The 18,458-nt window shown below is 57.2% G+C and carries 14 protein-coding genes and 4 pseudogenes; 8 read left to right on the top strand and 10 right to left on the bottom strand.

Features of this window, described 5'->3' with window-relative positions; translation table 11 throughout:
* Positions 1-175 precede the first annotated feature (175 nt).
* A complete protein-coding gene (locus FHW68_RS00090) occupies positions 176-5,227 on the top strand; it encodes an AAA family ATPase (RefSeq protein WP_183678999.1) in 5,052 nt (1,683 codons plus the stop codon).
* A 49-nt stretch (positions 5,228-5,276) separates the two neighbouring features.
* Here the strand turns inward: FHW68_RS00090 and FHW68_RS00085 are convergent, their stop codons facing one another.
* Positions 5,277-5,777, bottom strand: a complete 501-nt coding sequence (locus FHW68_RS00085) for a helix-turn-helix transcriptional regulator (protein WP_095630506.1) — start codon at positions 5,775-5,777, stop codon at positions 5,277-5,279.
* A gap of 354 nt (positions 5,778-6,131) precedes the next feature.
* Complete coding sequence (locus FHW68_RS00080; RefSeq protein ID WP_095630505.1) at positions 6,132-6,338, bottom strand: hypothetical protein; 207 nt, start codon at positions 6,336-6,338, stop codon at positions 6,132-6,134.
* Positions 6,339-6,705: 367 nt separating this feature from the next.
* On the opposite strand from FHW68_RS00080, the gene lpxO reads away from it, so the two are divergent.
* The gene (gene lpxO, locus FHW68_RS00075; RefSeq protein WP_095630526.1) at positions 6,706-7,605 is read left to right on the top strand and encodes a lipid A hydroxylase LpxO; all 900 of its coding nucleotides are present in this window, start codon (positions 6,706-6,708) and stop codon (positions 7,603-7,605) included.
* A 147-nt stretch (positions 7,606-7,752) separates the two neighbouring features.
* On the opposite strand, the gene FHW68_RS00070 is transcribed toward lpxO, so the two are convergent.
* Positions 7,753-8,613, bottom strand: coding sequence for a Ku protein (locus tag FHW68_RS00070; protein WP_095630504.1), 861 nt, complete (start codon positions 8,611-8,613; stop codon positions 7,753-7,755).
* Between the two features lie 213 nt (positions 8,614-8,826).
* Between FHW68_RS00070 and FHW68_RS00065 the strand changes: the two genes are divergently transcribed.
* Together FHW68_RS00065 and FHW68_RS00060 are read left to right on the top strand one after the other, a co-directional pair.
* Positions 8,827-9,183, top strand: a complete 357-nt coding sequence (locus tag FHW68_RS00065) for a hypothetical protein (RefSeq protein WP_183678003.1) — start codon at positions 8,827-8,829, stop codon at positions 9,181-9,183.
* Between the two features lie 32 nt (positions 9,184-9,215).
* Positions 9,216-10,367 (top strand): PQQ-dependent sugar dehydrogenase, encoded by a 1,152-nt coding sequence (locus FHW68_RS00060; protein WP_095630502.1) that lies wholly within the window; start codon positions 9,216-9,218, stop codon positions 10,365-10,367.
* An 18-nt stretch (positions 10,368-10,385) separates the two neighbouring features.
* On the opposite strand, the gene FHW68_RS00055 is transcribed toward FHW68_RS00060, so the two are convergent.
* Entirely contained in the window at positions 10,386-10,733 is a 348-nt protein-coding gene (locus FHW68_RS00055) for a DUF2834 domain-containing protein (protein ID WP_095630501.1), read from the bottom strand.
* Positions 10,734-11,092: 359 nt separating this feature from the next.
* Here FHW68_RS00055 and ilvA point away from each other — a divergent pair.
* Positions 11,093-12,088 (top strand): annotated as a pseudogene (gene ilvA / locus FHW68_RS00050) (threonine ammonia-lyase, biosynthetic); the annotation flags it as partial.
* A 30-nt stretch (positions 12,089-12,118) separates the two neighbouring features.
* Here ilvA and eco read toward each other — a convergent pair.
* Entirely contained in the window at positions 12,119-12,601 is a 483-nt protein-coding gene (gene eco, locus FHW68_RS00045) for a serine protease inhibitor ecotin (protein WP_183677998.1), read from the bottom strand.
* 391 nt (positions 12,602-12,992) lie between these two features.
* Between eco and FHW68_RS00040 the strand changes: the two genes are divergently transcribed.
* A complete protein-coding gene (locus FHW68_RS00040; RefSeq protein WP_095630498.1) occupies positions 12,993-13,262 on the top strand; it encodes a DUF1652 domain-containing protein in 270 nt (89 codons plus the stop codon).
* A 102-nt stretch (positions 13,263-13,364) separates the two neighbouring features.
* Here the strand turns inward: FHW68_RS00040 and FHW68_RS00035 are convergent, their stop codons facing one another.
* On the bottom strand, positions 13,365-13,631 hold the full coding sequence (locus FHW68_RS00035; protein WP_183677996.1) for a DUF2790 domain-containing protein: 267 nt from the start codon (positions 13,629-13,631) through the stop codon (positions 13,365-13,367).
* A gap of 666 nt (positions 13,632-14,297) precedes the next feature.
* Here FHW68_RS00035 and FHW68_RS00030 point away from each other — a divergent pair.
* Positions 14,298-14,561: pseudogene (locus FHW68_RS00030) on the top strand (transposase domain-containing protein); the annotation flags it as partial.
* 46 nt (positions 14,562-14,607) lie between these two features.
* Positions 14,608-15,090: an OsmC family protein gene (locus FHW68_RS00025; protein WP_095630496.1), complete on the top strand. Its 483-nt coding sequence runs from the start codon at positions 14,608-14,610 to the stop codon at positions 15,088-15,090.
* A 78-nt stretch (positions 15,091-15,168) separates the two neighbouring features.
* On the opposite strand, the pseudogene FHW68_RS00020 reads toward FHW68_RS00025, so the two are convergent.
* The 4 genes and pseudogenes from FHW68_RS00020 to FHW68_RS27095 form a co-directional block, all read right to left on the bottom strand.
* Positions 15,169-15,402: pseudogene (locus tag FHW68_RS00020) on the bottom strand (type VI secretion system tip protein VgrG); the annotation flags it as partial.
* An 18-nt stretch (positions 15,403-15,420) separates the two neighbouring features.
* The gene (locus FHW68_RS00015) at positions 15,421-16,545 is read right to left on the bottom strand and encodes a type VI immunity family protein (RefSeq protein ID WP_183677994.1); all 1,125 of its coding nucleotides are present in this window, start codon (positions 16,543-16,545) and stop codon (positions 15,421-15,423) included.
* Positions 16,546-16,556: 11 nt separating this feature from the next.
* A complete protein-coding gene (locus FHW68_RS00010) occupies positions 16,557-17,846 on the bottom strand; it encodes a VRR-NUC domain-containing protein (RefSeq protein WP_095632954.1) in 1,290 nt (429 codons plus the stop codon).
* Positions 17,847-17,849: 3 nt separating this feature from the next.
* Positions 17,850-18,458: pseudogene (locus FHW68_RS27095) on the bottom strand (hypothetical protein); the annotation flags it as partial.

Genomic DNA, 18,458 nt, shown 5'->3' with positions numbered 1-18,458 from the left:
ACAAGATCGTACGCCCGCCCTTATCTGGCCAGGACGGTACCTATACTCTCGAAGCTCGCCTGAAACGAATTTTGAGCGGTGATTTTTCATGCCCGGCAGTGCTCCCTCAGCATCCACATCCCACAACCTTGAATTCGTCCACGATGAAGCCTGGCTGGAACGTTGTGTCTTCGCAATGCTGCGTCGGGAAAACGATCTGACCTGGTTCACGCTTCAGGATCCGCAATCGGGCACAGGCTGGATCGCCGCCCGGGCATCGATTCAGCGGCCTGCCACATGCCAGCGGCTGGAGCGTGATTTTCACCTGCGCCTGGATCCGGCCTGGGCGATTGCCCCTGTCGCATTCATCCGCTCGGCCGAAGGTCCCTTGTTGCTTTATCCCTCGTTGCAGACGCCGCTGATGGAGCTGTTCAATGATACCGGGCTGCCACTGGGGCGCTTTCTGGCCATCGCCGTCTCGGCGGCCAATGCGCTTTCCTGTGCGCAAAAAGTGGGGGTGCGACATGCCAGTCTGCAACCTCACCACCTGATGGTGGATGCGGCCAATTCGGTCAAGCTCCTGGGTTTTCACAGCCATTGTGGAGAAGCTCCCGTCGCTGAATTGCCTGGCTTGGAACAATGGCCGTATCTGGCCCCCGAGCAGCTACGGCGCGATGCCAGCTTTGACGCGCGCAGTGATGTCTATGCCCTGTCGACGATTCTTTATCAAGCGCTGACTGGCAAGCTGCCGCTCACGGCCCGAGACCCATCCCAATGGCTGCACGTGCAAGCTGCCGTCCAGCCACAATCACCAGTGATACATGTTGCCGATCTGCCGGAAGGTATTTGTCGAGTGCTGCTCAAAGGCTTGGCTAAAGAGCCGGGTGCCCGCTATCAGAGCGCCGCGTCAATGGCGGCGGATCTGGCCTGGTGCCAACAGCAATGGCGGGAGCATGAGCGCATTGACGCGTTTCGGCTGGGGGCTTTCGATGCGTTGCCTTCCGTGACCCGCGACGGCGCTTTATTCGGTAGAGAGACCGAGCGCGCGCAACTGATTGAACTGATGCATCAGGTAGGCAACGATGGCGTCGCCCGGATCTTGCTGATCGGCGGTGCGCCGGGCGCCGGCAAATCGACGCTGATCCATCAGGGGATTCGCCCCCTGGCGCCCGGCTATTGGGCCAGCGGCAAGAGCAATCTGCTGCAGCAGGAAATTCCTTACGCACCTTTGTCGGAAATTATCAGATCGCTAATGACCCAGTTACTGGGCAAGCCCGCTTTGGAGCTGGAGACGCTTGGCGATCAACTGGTCGAACGGCTAAAAGGGCGGGGCAGGGTTCTGGTGGAACTGGCGCCCGAGGCTGAACTGGTCATCGGTGTCACGCCTGAGCTGCCGAACATGCCGGCCCGGCACGCGCTCGATCGTGCCAACCGAACCCTGCTCGATGTACTGGAAGTCTTCGCTCAGCCAGGAAGACCCTTGGTGCTGTTTGTGGATGATGTGCAGTGGGCGGACGATTCGACGCTCTCGTTCCTTCAGGCTTTCATCGATCGGCAGCCCCGGCATCTCGTCCTCGTCCTGGCATACCGCGAGGCCGAGTCGCACGCGCTCGAGGGTGAGGGTGGATTGCTCGAGGTACTCGGAGGTGAGCAATCGGTGCCCTGCACACGCGTCATGCTGGGGCCATTGCCAGTGTCCGCGGTCGCAGAACTGATCGCCGCTGAACTGGAGACTGACACCGCGCGTATTGAAGCGCTCGCACACGTCGTGCATTACAAGACGGCCGGCAACCCACTGTTTGTGAGTCAAGTATTACGGGCGTTGATCGATGAGCGTCTGGTGCGCTTTGACGTGCAATGTCGCCGCTGGGTCTGGAACCAGGAGGAGGTGGACGGTTATCGCTATGCGGACAATGTCGCCGACTTGATGGTGCAGCGACTCGAACGGCTGTCTTCGGTCGAGCGCGACGTGATACGCACGGCCGGCTATGTCGGCGGGCGCTGTGATGAATCGCTGCTGCATCAGCTGGTGCCACATGATCCTGAACAGATCAAACGTGATGTGCAAAGCCTGGTCGATGCTGGGTTTCTGCTGCGCGAGCGCGAGCAACTGGTGTTCCCCCACGACCGTGTACTCGAGGCTGCCTGCCAGCTTCCCGCGCAGTCGGGACGGGCTGCCGAGCATGCCCGCATCGCCGGCGCCATGCTGGATCAGTGGGGCGAGCAGACACATGAGCGGGTTTTCGAAGTCGCCAGCCAGATCCAGCGTATTGACGTCGATGCACTGCAGGCCCATCGCCGTGCGGCGTTCGTTGAACTGTTGGTCGAAGCCGCCGAACGCGCCAGGGACACTGCCGCCGTCGAGCAGGCCGCGGGTTTTCTGCGCACTGCCGAGAATTTGCTCGGCCAGACGGGTTGGTCAAGTTTCTATGCCCAAGCCTTCGCCACCCAATGGCTGGCTGCCGAGTGCGACATGCTCCTGGCCGATCTGTCCGGCGCCCAACGACGCCTCGACGATTGCCTGTCCCACGCCACCACCGTGCTCGATCGGGCGAAGACCTATCGGTTACGGGCCACCTTGCGCACGCTGCGCTCCGATTACGAGGGCGCGATAACCGAGGCTCTGAGCGGTCTGACCCTGTTGGACATTACCCTGCAGCGCAACCCCTCGCAGGAACAGCTGGCCTTGGCGTTTTTCCAGGTACGTGCACTCCTTGGCACACGTCAGATCGCTGATCTGGTGCATTTGCCCAAAGCGAATGACCTGCCTATCGAAGCCGCCATGGAGTTGCTCAGCACGCTGATTTCCTCGTTCTTCGTCAATGACGATATTCGTTTGCTGCATCTGGCGAAAATGGTCGAACTCACGCTGATGCATGGCACCACGCCGAGCTGCGGTTATGGGTTTGCCTGGTTTGGCGTGATGATTGCCGAGCGCTATGGGGAATATGTGGACGGCCTGGCCTATGCCGAAGTGGCCCTTGAACTCACCAACAAGCACGGCTATGAAGCAGGGCGCACAGGTACGCTGGTAGCGCTCGATCAGGTCTGCCCGTGGACCCGGCCGATGGCCTACGCCCGACAGACAGCTTTCGCTGCATTCGAATGTGGCCAGGCTGGTGGCGACCTCGGCATGTCCTGCTATGCCTGCAACCACATCGGCTCCGACCTGCTGTTCATGGGCGAACCCTTGCAAGAGGTGTTGAACCAACTGGATCAGGGCCTGGCCTGGGTAAGTCAATTCCATTACATCGACATCGAGCGCATCCTGCTGGCGCAACAGGCCTTCGCTACCGATCTGCGAGAAGGGCGTACGCACCGGCCGTTGGCCGAACTGGACGGCACGGAATATGACAGGTTCGGCCCCATCGATCGCCGTAGCGTGTCACAAACGACCCTGTTCTGTTCGTGGCTGTATTCCGGCATGTCGGCGTTTCACTTCGGTGATATCCCTTACGCATTGCGACGTTTTGAAGAAGCCGCGGTGCTGGCTTGGTCCATTCCGGCGCATATCAATCTCGCGGATTACTACCTGTTCTACAGTCTGGCGCTGGGCAGTGCGCAGGCGCCCGGCGAGGTGGTCGAAAAGCTGCAAAAGCTCGAGCGGCAACGTCAGCGTTTTCTGTCATGGGTTGAGCTCAACCCGACGACCTTTCGCAGCAAGCTGCTGATGATCGAAGGGGTAATCGCCCGTTTGCGCGGTCAGGAACTGGTGGCCATCCGCTGCTTCGATCAGTCACAGATCGCCGCGGCGGCGGCCGGTTTCATCCATGATCAGGCGTTGGCCCACGAACAACTGGCCGACATCTGCTTACCTAACGGACTGGTATCCGGCGCCAACCACCATCTGCGCGTCGCGCGCGACTGTTATAACCAGTGGGGCGCCTGCGGCAAGGCACGTCAGATGGAAACCTTGCACCCGTTTCTGCGGGCTGAGCCATCGTTCGAGCCGGCCCGGCCCGTGACTCAGGTACGGCTCGATCTTGAAGTAGGGATCGAGGCGGCGCGTGCGCTTTCGCAAGAAGTGCTGCTCGACCGTCTGGTCGAAACCTTGATGAATCACCTTATGATTCAGGCCGGTGCCGACAATGGCGTTCTGATGATCGCCAGCGGTGCCGAACTGCAACTGGCGGCGACGGCCTGTGTCGAGGCCTGTAACGTGCGAGTCGCACTGGACACTCGGCAACCACTCGAGCAGTTGGCGCCGGCCTCGGTACTCAACGCGACCATGCGTACCTGCATACCTCTGGTGATTGATGATGCCCGAGCCGATTGTCCTGAGGCTCACATTGCCGATCTGCAACAGCGCCAGACGCGTTCCATGTTATGCCTGCCGTTGCTCAAACAAGGTGCGTTGATCGGTCTGGTCTATCTGGAGAACAGCCTGGTCCCCAATCTGTTCGGCGCCGAGCGCCTGACCATGCTGGAAATTCTCGCCTCCCAGGCCGCCGTGTCATTGCAGACCGCCCGGCTGTATGCGCAGTTGGTCGAGGACAACCAGCTGCGCGCGCAGATGGAAGCGGATTTGCGCAGCTCCCGGGCTGAGCTGGCCCGTAGCTCGCACCTAAAGGTCATGGGGGAGCTTTCGGCTTCGATTGCCCATGAGATCAGCCAGCCGCTGCTGGGCATCTTGTCCAACGCCTCGGCCAGCCTTCGCTGGCTCAAGCGTGATCAGCCCGATCTGGAAGAAGCCATTCAGGGGCTGGAAGACATTCGATCTGACAGCGCCCGCGCCGCCGACATTGTCCAGGCGTTGCGCGCGCTCGCCAAGCAAGCGCCGTTGCAACGGTTGCCCGTGCAAATCGACGAGTTGATCGGTGAGGTCGTGCGCCTGATCGCCATCGACTTGGCAAACCGCGACGTACGATTGCAAACCCGACTCAAGGCGCAATGCCTTGTGTGGATCGATGCGGTGCAGATCCAACAGGTGGTGTTCAACCTCATCACCAATGCGCTGGAGGCCATCGCCGGAGCCGGGTTGGCGCAAGGGCGCATTATCATCAGTTCAACGGTCAAGGATAATCACGCCCAGATCTGCTTCCAGGACAACGGTCCCGGCATTGACGCGCAGCAGCGTGAGCAGATTTTCGATGCGTTCTACACCACCAAAACCAGCGGCATGGGAATGGGGCTGGCCATTTGCAGGTCGGTGATTGGCGCGCACGGCGGGACGCTGAACGTTCAGGACAGCGAGAAGGGCGCCCGGATTTGCTTCAACCTGCCACTGGCGCCGGCCAGCGCCGGATAAAAAAGGCCGCGCAAGCGGCCAAAGGGAGGAGTTCATTTGTCGACCTCGATCAGTTCCACGCGTGCAGTTCCTGCACGCGCGACTGTCCCGCGCCGTCGACCAGGCTGTCGCTGATTCTCCAGTCAGGTATGTCCCGATCGATCACTGGCGGCTGAAAATGGCTCGTTGCATGTTCAAAGGCCCGGCGCCATGCCTTGGGTGTCATCCCTTCCAGGCGGGTGAAGGTGCGGGTGAAATGCGAGTGGTCCGCAAAACCGCATTCATAAACCACCTCGGTGATCGGTATTGAGCGGCTTAGCAGGATTTTGGCTTTTTTGATTTTCATCCTCAAAATCCAGCCTTGAGGCGAGTAGCCAGTAACCTTCTTGAAGGCCCGGGAAAAATGGCTACGTGACAGGTTGCAGTGTTCGGCAATATCGCCGATGCGCACGCAGCTGCTTATGTCACGCAACATCAGTTCCTTGGCGCGGCGCTCCTGCCAGCTGGACAGGGCACCCAGAGGTCGCGCAAGGGTACTTGGGATGTCTGAATCTACCGATTGCGGGTTCATGGCAGCTCTCCTGATCGTTCAGGAAAGTTTCTCTGCCGGGGACATTTAAAGTCCTTAAGCAAACCTTAAGAGTTATGAAACACCGGGTTCCGGCCTTCGCTGTCGCCCGTTTCTCGCCATCTTTTCCCTAGCGCGTTTAAGTCGAGAGCAATAACAGCTGGGCCTCGGGGAGCACAGGGCTGACCCGATGTTATTTTTGTTCAGCGTTGTGTTCGGGACACGTGGCGTGGCTGTGGGTAAAGTCAGCACCGCTTGCCCGGCCTCGTGTGTATTCAGATGGATTACTGAATGGCCAGCACTTGGTCAGGGTGGGCACCAAATTACATTCCAGCGTACGACCGACCCGATGGATATTCAGAGCAAATAACCAGCGGCGTGTCCGGGATGGTTGTCTTGCCCTGCGGTAATGAGGTGCAACGGAATATGTTGTTGTTCATCGATAGAGGGGATTTCGAAACTTCCCACTATTTGAGGGTGTCGCTCACTCAACCCGGTCGACTCTGCTTCTTTTGCCTTAGCCATTCTCGCGTGGTTCGCTGCGATTTCATTGAGAGTTGACACGTTACATCTCCAGAGGACTGACCAAGCGTATCGCTGGCATCCCAAGCATTGATTTAATTGCCGCCGCGTCAGAATTGCGTCGTTTCGAGGCTGCTACGTCCCGCCTTTGCAATGCCTGAGCCAGACAGGGCGCGTATGGCGTGCCGCGTTTTTATAGGCGACGAATGGTTGTGAGACCGCAAGGCTTCCCTCGAAAAAGCCGTTTGTGTTAGCGACAACGTGCACACACTTTCACAGTTGAAGGTTAACTATTAGTTACAAAGTGCGGCTAATATGCCATTTTCTCGACCTCGTGCCGTCCATCGGCATGGCTCAAGAATGCGCCATCGGGATGCAGTCTGTTCACTTCTGACGTGTGACGATTTTCGTGAAACTTATCATTGCCGCTATTTATGTCCTCTCCATCGCGTATGTTCACTTGCGCGGAAAGGTGCGCCACAAATTAGGCCGTCAACTAAGCGACCACTCTACGTTTCTGGCACCGGTCAATTGCTTCCTTTATCTGTTCTCCAAAACGCCCAACCAGCCTTATATAAATCCGGCCGACTTTCCCGATTTGAGCCCTTTGCAGGCTCATTGGGAGGAGATTCGCGCCGAAGGCCGGAATTTGCTCAGGGCCGGTGAGATCAAACGGTCCAATCAGTACGATGACGTTGGTTTCAACTCGTTTTTCAAAAGTGGCTGGAAGCGTTTTTACCTCAAATGGTACGGCGACAGTCACCCGTCCGCCGCAAAGCTCTGCCCGCGTACGACTGAACTGGTGCAAAACATCGGCTCGATCAAGGCCGCGATGTTCGCCGAACTGCCGCCGGGTTCGAAACTGGTCCGCCACCGCGATCCGTATGCCGGTTCTTACCGTTATCACTTGGGGCTGGATACTCCGAACGATGCCGGTTGCTACATCAACGTCGACGGTGAGAACTACCATTGGCGCGATGGTGAAGCGGTGATGTTCGATGAGACCTTCATTCATTACGCCGAAAACACCACTGCGCAGAATCGCATCATTCTGTTCTGTGACATCGAGCGGCCGATGAAGTATCGCTGGGCGGCGGCGTTCAACCGTTGGTTCAGCCGCACGGTGATGGCGGCGGCGGGCGCGCCGAACGACGCCGGCGACAAGGTCGGTGGTATCAACCGCTTGTTCGCCAGGATCTACACGATTCGCCTGCGCGGCAAAGCGCTGAAGAAGCGTAACCGTACTCGCTACTACCTGGAGAAATGGGCGGTTTTTGGTGGGTTGCTGGCGATTTTTATTTTGATCTGAGTTGAGGTGTGGCGCATGACGCCATCGCGGGCAAGCCCGCTCCCACAAGATCCGCGTCTAATACGAACGCCGCCGGACCTGTGGGAGCGGGCTTGCCCGCGAAGAGGCCGGTATTTTCCCTGCAAAACTTATGGATGTTCCGGGAGGTCAGCCGCTCGACCGCTTCGTGGTTTTTTTCTGCGCAGTAGGTTTGGCTTTAGTAGCCGCTTTACCACCGCCCTTGCCACCCAGGCTGCGCTTGAGCAGTTCAGTCAGATCGATAACATCGGCCGTCTTGCGCTCCTCTTCACCCGAAACGGTTTCAACGGTTTCGATCTTGCCTTCATGAGCCTTCGTCTCGACCAGCGCCATGATCTTGTCTTCGAAGCTGTCGCGGTACTCCTCAGGCGTCCAGTCAGCGCTCATGTCCTCCACCAGCCGTTTGGCCATGTCGAGCTCACCTTTGGCCAGATCCGGCTTGGTCACTTCACTGCCCAGTTCCAGCTGAGCAAGGCTGCGCACTTCGGCGGGCCAGCGCAGCTTCACCAGCACCATGGCTGATTCCAGCGGCATGAGGGCCGCCAGGTACTGGCGGGTATGCAGAACAACGCGGGCCAGGGCGACCTTGTTGGTTTGGCTGAGGGTTTCGCGTAACAGCGCATAGACCTTGCCGCCGCGTCTGTCCGGGGCCAGGTAATAAGGCGTATCGATGTTTTGCAAAGGGATTTGCTCGCTGTCGACAAAGGCGAAGATGTCGATGGTTTGGGTCGACACCGGATGGGCCGAGCGAATCTCTTCTTCGCTAAGCACCACGTAACGCCCTTTTTCGTACTGAACGCCTTTGACGATGTGCTCCTTGGTGACTTCCTTGCCAGTGACTTTGTTGACGCGCTTATAGCCCACCGGTTCCATGCTGCGGCTGTCGAGCCAGTCAAAGTCCACCCCGTGGGAAGACGTCGCCGAGACCAGCGACACGGGGATGTGCACCAGACCAAAACTGATTGCGCCTTTCCAGATTGCCCGTGCCATCGTCGTGCTCTCGTCAGTCGATTGATGTTCAGGTGACCTGTGGCCAAGGGCAAAAGTTTCAGTCGGCGGCGGCCCGGTCCTGCGGGCGGATCGGCGGTGCCGTTAACTCGTGTTACATGTTGTGGGGGAGGTTTTAGTTAACAAATCCGAACCCTGGGCGTAGCGTGGCTCTATTCATCCATGAAGCGTGGCACGCTCAATGAGAGGTCCCCCATGAACCGATGTGTGCTCGGTGTCATCGCGCTGGCATTAAGTGGCATGCTAAGCCCTTTGGCGCTGGCAGACGCCCGATCATTGTCTTCGCCCTGGCTGCTGGCGCAGAACCTGCCGGGAAGCAACAACAATCCCTACAACAGCCCGATTCGCCGGGCCAATCCCAACAGCATGCAAGGCACGCAACCCAATATCCCGGTAATCCGCGGGCCAAATACGGTGCCTGTGCCACGACCGCCAACGCTTGATAATGGCGGTATCGGCAATCGCTATCCGCAAGATCGCCAGGCTCCCACCGGCCAACCGAAATTCATTCCCAATCCACCCCCTCGGGACTCGAACCGCAACTACCGTTGAACCAGCCCTATTGACGACAAAAGGAATCGTGCATGTTGCGTAAAGCCCTCTTGGCCTCTTTCTGTGCCAGCGCCTTGTTAACAGTGACGGCGCTCGTCTTTGCAGCACCAACACAGGATTTTAAAAGCGAGCAGGGCACCCTTGAGCTCACGCCGATCGTTAAAGGCCTGGACCACCCCTGGGCGCTGGCGTTTTTGCCTGACCGCCAAGGGATGCTGGTGACCGAACGGCCCGGCAACCTGCGACTGATCAGCGCCGACGGCAAACTTTCGGGGCCGCTCAATGGCGTGCCTCAGGTCTGGGCCAAGGGCCAAGGCGGATTGCTCGATGTGGCGTTGTCGCCCGATTTCAAACAAGACCGCATGGTCTATCTGTCTTACGCCGAAGGGGGGGGTGAGGGCGGTAAAGCCGGCACAGCGGTCGGTCGTGCAAGGTTGTCGGATGACCTGACGGCGCTCAAGGATTTCAGGGTGATCTTCCGTCAAGAGCCCAAGCTCTCCCTTGGTAATCATTTCGGCTCACGACTGGTGTTCGACCGCGACGGCTATCTGTTCATCACCCTGGGCGAAAATAATGACCGGCCCACAGCGCAAGATCTCGACAAACTGCAAGGCAAGATCGTGCGGCTCTATCCCGATGGCAAGGTGCCCAAAGACAATCCCTTTGTCGGGCAAAAAGGCGTTCGCCCGGAAATCTGGTCTTACGGCCAACGCAACCCGCAAGGCGCGGCGCTCAACCCCTGGAGCGGCACGCTGTGGGAAAACGAGCACGGTCCGCGGGGCGGTGACGAGATCAACATCATCGAGCGTGGCAAAAATTACGGCTGGCCAATGGCAACCCACGGCATCAACTATTCCGGCCTGCCGGTCCCGGAAGCCAAGGGCGAAACCGCCGAAGGTACCGTCGGTCCGCACCATGTCTGGGAAAAATCCCCCGGCCTCAGCGGCATGGCCTTCTATGACGGCGATCGCTTCAAGGCCTGGCAGCACAACGTGTTTATCGGCGCGCTGGTGAGTCAGGAACTGATTCGCCTGCAATTGAAGGATGACAAGGTTGTTCATGAAGAGCGGTTGCTGGGTGAACTCAACAAACGGATTCGTGACGTACGGCAGGGGCCGGATGGTTATTTGTATTTACTGACCGATGAGGATGACGGGGTGCTGTACAAGTTGGGGGTGAAGTAAACGGGCTTGCCTAAAGCTTTAATCAACTGTCGGTTCAGACCGAGTCGCGCTCACGGAGTTTTTCCGCTCTTGAAGCCCCCGCACCACGAGATACAGTAACGGCCCGATAGACACAAAAACCGCCGTCACCACCAGATAGGGAACCACCGACAACCCTGACTGCCCACGCTGGCGCGCATCCTTGTACATCCAGATACCGGCAAGCGTCGCCAACAGGTATAAATCGATCACCACCTGCGCGGTATCGGGCCGCGACATCAGGCTGATGCCGAAGTCGAGCAGCGACTGCTCCGCCTGCAGCATCACCGAAACGGTGTAGCCGGCGAAGGCGATCAGGGCGATGAGGGGCAGGGCGACAGACTTCATGGTTTCCTTCCTTGGGGCAATGAGCGGAATCGCCAGCCTACAGCGACCTTTGAAAATTGGCCATTGACTTGCCATTAGCGTCCGGCTAATTTCCAGCCATGACTTCCACCGTATTGCGCTGCCAGCCAAGCATTATTACCGCCATTCCTTATTTGGCGGGCTAGCTCACGACTGCAGCACCCAACCCGCCCTAGAGGCGGGTTTTTACTTTCTGTCTCTTGGGTTTTGAGCTTACCGGGCGCACGCAACCGGCGTAGAAGCTGCCGAAGGTTGCGATCTTTTGATCTTGAAAAGCAAAGATCGCAGCCTTCGGCAGCTCCTACACCGACCGTGTAAACCCGGATACCAAGGAGACGACCATGAGCAGCACCCCCGCCCAGCAGCGCTTGCTTGAGCACTACGTGAAAAAGATCCTCGCCGCGCCGGTTTACGAACTTGCCGTGCGCACGCCGTTGCAAGCGGCGCCGGCCTTGTCCGAGGCGTTGGGCAATCAGATCCTGCTAAAGCGCGAAGACTTGCAACCGACCTTTTCCTTCAAGATCCGTGGCGCCTACAACAAACTGGTCAATCTGAGCGATGAGCAGAAGGCTCGTGGCGTGATCACAGCCTCGGCGGGCAATCATGCCCAAGGCGTCGCGTTGGCGGCTCGCGAGCTGGGGATCGGCGCTACCATCGTCATGCCCTGTACGACCCCGGAATTGAAGGTGCTGGGTGTTCGCAGTCGAGGCGCCGAAGCGCTGCTGCACGGGGAAAGTTTTCCGTTTGCCCTGGAATACGCGCTGAGCCTGGCGCAGCAAACCGGTTGCACCTTTGTCTCGCCCTTCGACGACCTGGACGTGATTGCGGGGCAGGGCACCGTCGCCATGGAAATCCTGCGCCAGCACCAAGGGCCGCTGGACGCGATCTTCGTTCCTGTCGGCGGCGGTGGCTTGATCGCCGGTATCGCCGCATACGTTAAATACCTGCGCCCTGAAATCCGCATCATCGGCGTCGAGTCGGAACACTCCGCTTGCTTGCAGGCCGCATTACAGGCCGGCGAACGGGTTGTGCTGCCAACCGTTGGCACCTTCGCCGATGGCGTGGCGGTCGCTCAGATCGGCGCCCATGGATTCGAGGTCTGTCGGTTCTGCGTCGACGAAGTAATGACCGTCAGCAATGACGAACTTTGTGCCGCCATCAAGAACATCTACGACGATACCCGCTCGATCACCGAACCTTCCGGCGCCCTGGCCGTGGCCGGAATCAAACGGTACGTGGCACGAACCGGCGCCCGTGGTCAGACCCTGGTTGCCATTGATTCGGGGGCGAATATCAATTTTGACAGTTTGCGGCACGTAGCCGAACGCGCCGCGTTGAGCGGCGTGTCGGCGTGAGGGCTGTTCCGATTATTCCTGAACAGCGTTCTCGACATGGCTCGATGCCGACCAGAGCCGGTAGCGCACTTCAATATCCTTGGGCACGTAGAGAACGATCGGCAATTTGCTGTTGTATCGCAGTCTGAAACCGTCACCGACGACCGGCACGAATTCCTTTTTGCGCTTGCCATCCGGGCAGGCCATCAGCGTACTCATGGGGCCGGTGACTTTTTCCAGCCGATAAAACGGGTAGCCCCAGCCCTCAAGGTTCTTTTCCTCAAGCTTGCCGCCCAGGCGCTGACGGTTGCAGTCGACGGTCAGGGTCTTGCCGGCCAGGATCTCGACTTGATAACCGTCTTCCTGTTGTTGCGGGGCGAGGTGAATGACCTGGCGGGTAAAACCGCTCTCAGGCTTGGGATACGGCGCGACGTTTTCGAGGGTTGCGGCGTGGGCTACGGACGACAAAATGGCAACTATCAGCCCGACGGTCGTGTTAAGCGGCAAAGCACCCATGATGCCTCCTTGCGTGTGTGTGGGGTCAGCGGATACTGAATGGATGGGCCACATTCTCACTGCCGTCCTCAGCCAATGCAAACCCACCATCGGGGTGTTTGCAAAATGCAGGTCTTGAAGCAGACCTTTCTTGCATTTTGCATGACGCGATGTATTGCCATTTCTCCCAAACCCTTGATTTGCCGACGAGGCGCAGAGCGAAATCCGGGGCATGTTTTATGCTGAAGCTGTCTTGAGCTGGCCACGATTCTTACTGAGTCAGCGCTTAAAACAAGAAGACGGTTGGGACATTGGAACAATGAGGTTCCCCAAGGAAGAAAAACAACGAGCAATTTGAGCTCCGACCGACATTGATTTTTGATTGGCAATCTCACAAACCGAGAGGGTGGCCATGTTTCTTTCTGCCTTGGAACTCCGCAATATCGTTGAAAGCAGCTTTCTCCCGAAACGCTGCCAATGCACGCTGTCGCCGGACCTGTCGATGACCGTCAAGGTGTATTCGGACGTCGAGACTGACCATCTCGACCTGCTCGTCACCGGCATAGACGCCCATCGCCTCAACGGGTGCCGGGAAATCAACAATCTGATCGCCGAGTTACGCTCCGACCTTGCGCGCAATACACACAACCCGCTATTGCAGCCGACGTCAAAAGCTCATTAACCGGCGATTTCACCCAGTTCGATCGATACGCGCCGGGTCTGGATAAACCCCAGACCCAGCGCCAATTCCACCAGGATCGCCAGAACCCTGACAGGCCTACTGTCAGTTCTGATAGCTGCACGCGTCAGACAGTTTTTGGTACGTGATCTCCGCAGGCTTACCCGACTTGTCGATGTACTTCATGTTGGCCGTCACCACTTTGCATTCATGCGTTTGCGGTTCAGTCAGGGAAATGACCTTGGCCACCTGCAGCTGCATGCCGTAGTGATAAGGCACCGCCTGGGAAGATGATGTCTCGTCTGCCTGAACAAACCCGGTGAATGCGGTGCAGGCGAGGGCGGTGGTAATCAGCAGTGTTCGTGTGTTCATGGTGAGTCTCCAGCGCAGCGGGAAGTCAATTCGACAAAGAACGTCGAACCTGCCGCACTGGGCGTCAGAGGGAGCTGAGGGCGTGCGGTCCAGTAAAGCTTTGGACCGTGGGGTTAAGCGATGGTTAACCGACTTGCGTGCCGCCTGTCGTGAGGAGTTTCTGACAGAGGTTTCGTGTCGGTAAAAAAACTGCGGGAGCTTCGGCTCGTTCCTACAAGCTTGGACGCTTTGTCGTCTTTCGGCGCTTGGCCTATAGCGATTACTGTTTGGCATCGCTGCAAAATCAGCGAACAGGTTTGGTCACCTGATATCCCGCATACATATGTGCCATCATTCGCCCTACGGACATCTTTGTCTTCGTGGTGCGTTGTTATGGCGGCTGTGTGCTGGACGCCTTCGGGCGAGCCGATTTGCGGGTTATCGGTTGACCAAGCCTGTACACAGTCCGCCTCCATCGTTTGGTCACGGTGCTGGCGGTTACTTAACTAACGTTTGAGTAATTCTTATGCCAACGTTCAACCCGTTTCCTGTTCGTTATCGTTCAATCAAAAGCAGCATTACCGACTCAAATCCCTTGGTCATCGATACAGAAGCCAATCCGCAAGACATTCTCGAAGCCGCGTTACAGCGTATCCGAGCCTCCAGCCAGTTACTTGAAACACTCCACTCGATGACGGGGCCGTACCCATTGACAATAATTGGGCCGAGAACCAGATTCGGCCGTGGGCCTTGGGTCGCAAAAACTGGCTCTTCGCAGGGTCACTACGCAGCGGCAAACGGGCGGCGGTGATCATGAGCCTGATCCAGTCGGCGCGACTCAACGGGCATGATCCGTATGCTTATTTGAAGGACGTCCTCACTCGCCTGCCTACGCAGCGGGCCAGTGAGATTATGGAGCTGCTACCTCATCGATGGGTGCTTGCTCAATGAGTCCGTTTTTTAACGGACTTTTCGAAAACTTTCCCAGGAGGGATCAATGGTAGATAAAGCGCACGAGTACGAAGTCCAGGTAACTTGGGCCGGCAACAACGGGACAGGAACGTCATCTTATCGGGGTTACAGCCGGGCGCACGTAATCGCAGCTAACGGCAAAATACCAATTGAGGGGTCGTCCGATCCCAGTTTTCGAGGAGACCCCACGCGCTGGAATCCCGAGGAATTGCTCTTGGCATCCTTATCTGCGTGCCACAAGCTTTGGTACCTTGGCCTTTGCGCTGAAGCCGGGATCGTTGTGGTGGCCTACGAGGACAACGCTCAAGGAACAATGGTCGAGGAGAGCAACGGCGCTGGTCAGTTCACCTCAGTTATTTTGAGGCCGAAAGTGATCCTGGCATCGGGGTCTGAGATCGCAAAAGCTCAGACGCTGCACAAAATAGCTCATGAAAAATGCTTCATTGCTCGTTCGGTAAACTTTCCAGTCAGCCACGCACCCGAAATATCGATAAGCCCAGGCGCCTAGTTAGCCAGAGAAGGTGTCCGCATAGTCGGGCACCCTCTCAAAGTCTACATAACTGCCTAGATAACATTGCCGGACGCTTACTTTGGGTTTCGGGTGTTCCAGGGCGGGGCGGCAATGCGCGTCCCACGGCGTGGCGAGGAAGCGGTTGCGGTAGCCCTGGTGGAAGTCGTCCTTGTTATCGGTGACGTCGCTGGTGATGTTCTCGCCGAGCACTTGCGGCTGCTTGCCTTCGTGGACGATTTCCAGCAGCAGACAGAGGTCGTTCCACTCGTCGCGCGGGTGATCGCTCAGGGCCATGAAGTGGCCGCTGAGCGTAATTTATAGATAAGGTCACACTTCACCGGACCAATACCAAAGCGTGTCGCCCCAGTTGGAACCACTGAAACTCGGCATGATTTCACCCTGATTGAAATAGCGCCGGGAGTTCGCTTGAGCGGGGCTGAACCAATAACCCGCCACACTGCATGGCTGGCCTGCTTCGAGGCGTGCGGGAGTCTTTGACTGAGTATCTTCCTGGTCGAACCGCGCATACCAACGAGCGGTACTGTCCTCTTCGAAGCAATCTCCATAAGGAGAATAGGTATGCAGTTGATCGGGGTTGGGAATTCGTAGCGTTTTTACGATCCTATTGACCGCTACATAGGCTGCGGGAGGCTGGTCGCTTTCGGCGCCCAACTCGGGGACTTCGCCCGCTCGAATGATCAATCCGCTGTCGTAATTCAATACCTCGACATCACCACGGCCGCTAAAGGCGTGACGCAGCGAGGCCTCACCTCCCAACCGCTCAACAAACTGCCTCCCAACGACTGTGTACCAGTTCACACCCTTAATGTGATGGAGCAGCTCTCGTTTGAAGTTATGCACCATGGAGTCCACTTCGAGCCCGGGAAACTGTTGTGCCAGTTGAAACTCCATTGGCATGTAGCTATCGAAGTCGTAAGGCAAGATGCTGGATAAACCACCGTAACCATGTTCGGCCTTGACCTGATTGCAGAGATAAGCCAACCAGCTCTGATAGCGAGCTGCACCGTCAGCTTCTTTCAACAGCGTCCAAGGCAAGGTCATCTTCAGGTATGAACGCTTCTGATCACCATGGACCTCAAAAGAGTTAAGCGCTGAAAGACTGTATTCACCAGCCTCATCGGCTGTCGCGGCGCTACTGATATGCCACTCGTATTGTTCGTTCGAATCTGTTCCGAGAATTTCTTCTGTCGTTTTTTTGAAGCTGTCGTTTGTCAGCTTTTTATAGCGACCATCAAATTGCCCATTGAGGTATTGGCCGAAATCCTCCTTGAAGCGGGCGAAACACTCCATGACCTTTTGCTTGCTTTCAAGCAAATAGCCCTCTTTGAAGTACACCGTAGCGATCAATCCCAGCCTGATGACTGGGGTGTTATCCGGCAAATCAAAGGCTAGGTCAGGAGCCTTCTCGTTTAATCTTTCCAATCCATTCATAGTGTTTTCTTTTACCCGGCAGTTACTGCTGTAGTGATGGCGGCACCGCCCAAAATGCTAGCTAATAAGGCCCACGAAAGCTGAGCCAGTCGCACAATCACCAACAAACCCGCGACAATCGCCGCTGGAATACCCGCTGATACAACGGCTGCTCCAATTGCGAAGGCTATGACCACTGTGGCTACTGCAATCCCTAAGTCGATTAACACCTGCACCCAGTCGATTTGCCGGAGCATGTCTAACGTTATGTCAGTGTAGCGTTGGACTTCCTTCCAAACGGCTCTTAATTGCTCGTCCGTCCAGCGAATGACTTGAGCCCCTGTTTCACTGACCCACTCCCAAGCTTTTTGTGATTCGCGTCTAATCCATTCACCTTTGACGCCGAGCCAAGTCGCAGCATCTTCCAGATGTTTCTGTACTTCCTGAGAAAGTTTTCGGATGCCATTAGCTCCCTGTTCCAGAAGGCTATCCACTGCTGCCTGAACCTGTTGGGTCCAGCTTTCCACATGGGCGGGTCTTGGCGTCGCTGACGGACCGTACGCGGGGACCGGAACTGGCGCAGGCCTTGGCGGCTCATCAGGATTCCTAGGAGGCAGTAGCACCGGCCATTTTAAAGGATCGAACTCTCCGGTTGGCTTGTGCTCTCTGTTGTATTCGCGATCCCGTTCCCGATCACCATCGTCGCGACAATCGTTGATCTCCAAGACGGAAAAACGTCTGGGGCCTCCTGCGATATCCAGATAAGCCTCCCTTTGCGCCATTCCAAGCACGTCCCCCGGAAACTTCACCTCCACCAACCGTTCCAGATTATCGGGATGAACAACGCCCTGATGATCCGCACATGCCTGTCCCGGCCAACGGATACTGCGGCTCTTTACAATGATGACATCCGGGCGCCGCAGCAATCCTTTGACCGAGCCTTTAGGAAACGGAAATAAGGTATGGCGTCGCTCGGGGTCCGGCTTCTCGTCGTCGCCCAGCCATGAGGAGCTGAGAAATGGCTTGGGTGGAAGAAAGGCCATGTCAAAACAGACTTCGGCTTTGTAGTCCCAGCGGAAATCCCAGCGGTACTCGTCCGCTCGAATCAAGCCACTCATGACAAGTTGCTTGAGTTCCAGCCCAGTAGAGCCGCCATCCTTGGATTTCTTTAACGACAACTTTGGAAAACGTGCAGCGTAATTAGCCTTTTCCATCAAATAAGGTTTGTTGTCCGGATTGGGCAATGGCGCCTGTTTGACTGTGCCTTCAATGCTGGTGTTGGTACAGCCCTGCGGCGTTTGAGGTGGTTTCATGACCGCCATGTATCAGCCCTCCGAGTTGGCGTTTTTGAAGTCCAGGGTCATTTCCTTCGGTGCACTTTCACCCGCCCTGATCAATGGCTCCTCAGGCTCCGGTTTACGGATGGGCGTCAGCAGCTCCACTTCGATTGGGTTTGTGCTATGGGCCTGAAAGGTTTTACCTTCTTCATTGGTGTAACCGGCAATACGTGTGCCGTCTGCCAGCTTTAATGTGTAAGGAGTTCCTGCTAATGACTCTCCTGTTTTTTCGTCTTGGAGCAGATAGTGAGCCTTATGACTTCGTGGGGCATTTTCAAGCAACTTGCCGAATTTATCCTTGGCCGCCAGACCAGGCAAAAGAGGCCCCAAGATCTGAATGCCAGTCCCAGTTCCCGGCCCACCCCCGGAATTCACCTTCACCTCCGCCCCGCTAATCGTCACCCCACCCGCATCAATCTTCACAAAACTCCCGCCCGCCTTGGCCGTCAGCTCCATGCCATCCTCAACCACCACATTCTCCCCGGCGTGGTAATGAATCTCCGTCCCGGCCTCGACAAACTGCGCCGTGCCCACCTTCACATGCCGGGTCACGCCGACGGTGAGGTGATCATCGGCCCGCGCTTCGGTCTTGCGGTC

Origin of the sequence: Pseudomonas sp. Tn43 (assembly GCF_014192635.1) — a bacterium.
Classification (GTDB): domain Bacteria; phylum Pseudomonadota; class Gammaproteobacteria; order Pseudomonadales; family Pseudomonadaceae; genus Aquipseudomonas.
This window is presented reverse-complemented; position numbering and strand designations above follow the sequence as displayed.

Coding starts and splice junctions, on each gene's coding strand:
- FHW68_RS00010 (WP_095632954.1), bottom strand. CDS start 17,846: ATGGCGGTCATGAAACCACCTCAAACGCCGCAGGGCTGTACCAACACC.
- eco (WP_183677998.1), bottom strand. CDS start 12,601: ATGGGTGCTTTGCCGCTTAACACGACCGTCGGGCTGATAGTTGCCATT.
- FHW68_RS00085 (WP_095630506.1), bottom strand. CDS start 5,777: ATGAACCCGCAATCGGTAGATTCAGACATCCCAAGTACCCTTGCGCGA.
- FHW68_RS00025 (WP_095630496.1), top strand. CDS start 14,608: ATGGTAGATAAAGCGCACGAGTACGAAGTCCAGGTAACTTGGGCCGGC.
- FHW68_RS00070 (WP_095630504.1), bottom strand. CDS start 8,613: ATGGCACGGGCAATCTGGAAAGGCGCAATCAGTTTTGGTCTGGTGCAC.
- FHW68_RS00090 (WP_183678999.1), top strand. CDS start 176: ATGCTGCGTCGGGAAAACGATCTGACCTGGTTCACGCTTCAGGATCCG.
- FHW68_RS00065 (WP_183678003.1), top strand. CDS start 8,827: ATGAACCGATGTGTGCTCGGTGTCATCGCGCTGGCATTAAGTGGCATG.
- FHW68_RS00015 (WP_183677994.1), bottom strand. CDS start 16,545: ATGAATGGATTGGAAAGATTAAACGAGAAGGCTCCTGACCTAGCCTTT.
- FHW68_RS00055 (WP_095630501.1), bottom strand. CDS start 10,733: ATGAAGTCTGTCGCCCTGCCCCTCATCGCCCTGATCGCCTTCGCCGGC.
- FHW68_RS00035 (WP_183677996.1), bottom strand. CDS start 13,631: ATGAACACACGAACACTGCTGATTACCACCGCCCTCGCCTGCACCGCA.
- FHW68_RS00040 (WP_095630498.1), top strand. CDS start 12,993: ATGTTTCTTTCTGCCTTGGAACTCCGCAATATCGTTGAAAGCAGCTTT.
- FHW68_RS00060 (WP_095630502.1), top strand. CDS start 9,216: ATGTTGCGTAAAGCCCTCTTGGCCTCTTTCTGTGCCAGCGCCTTGTTA.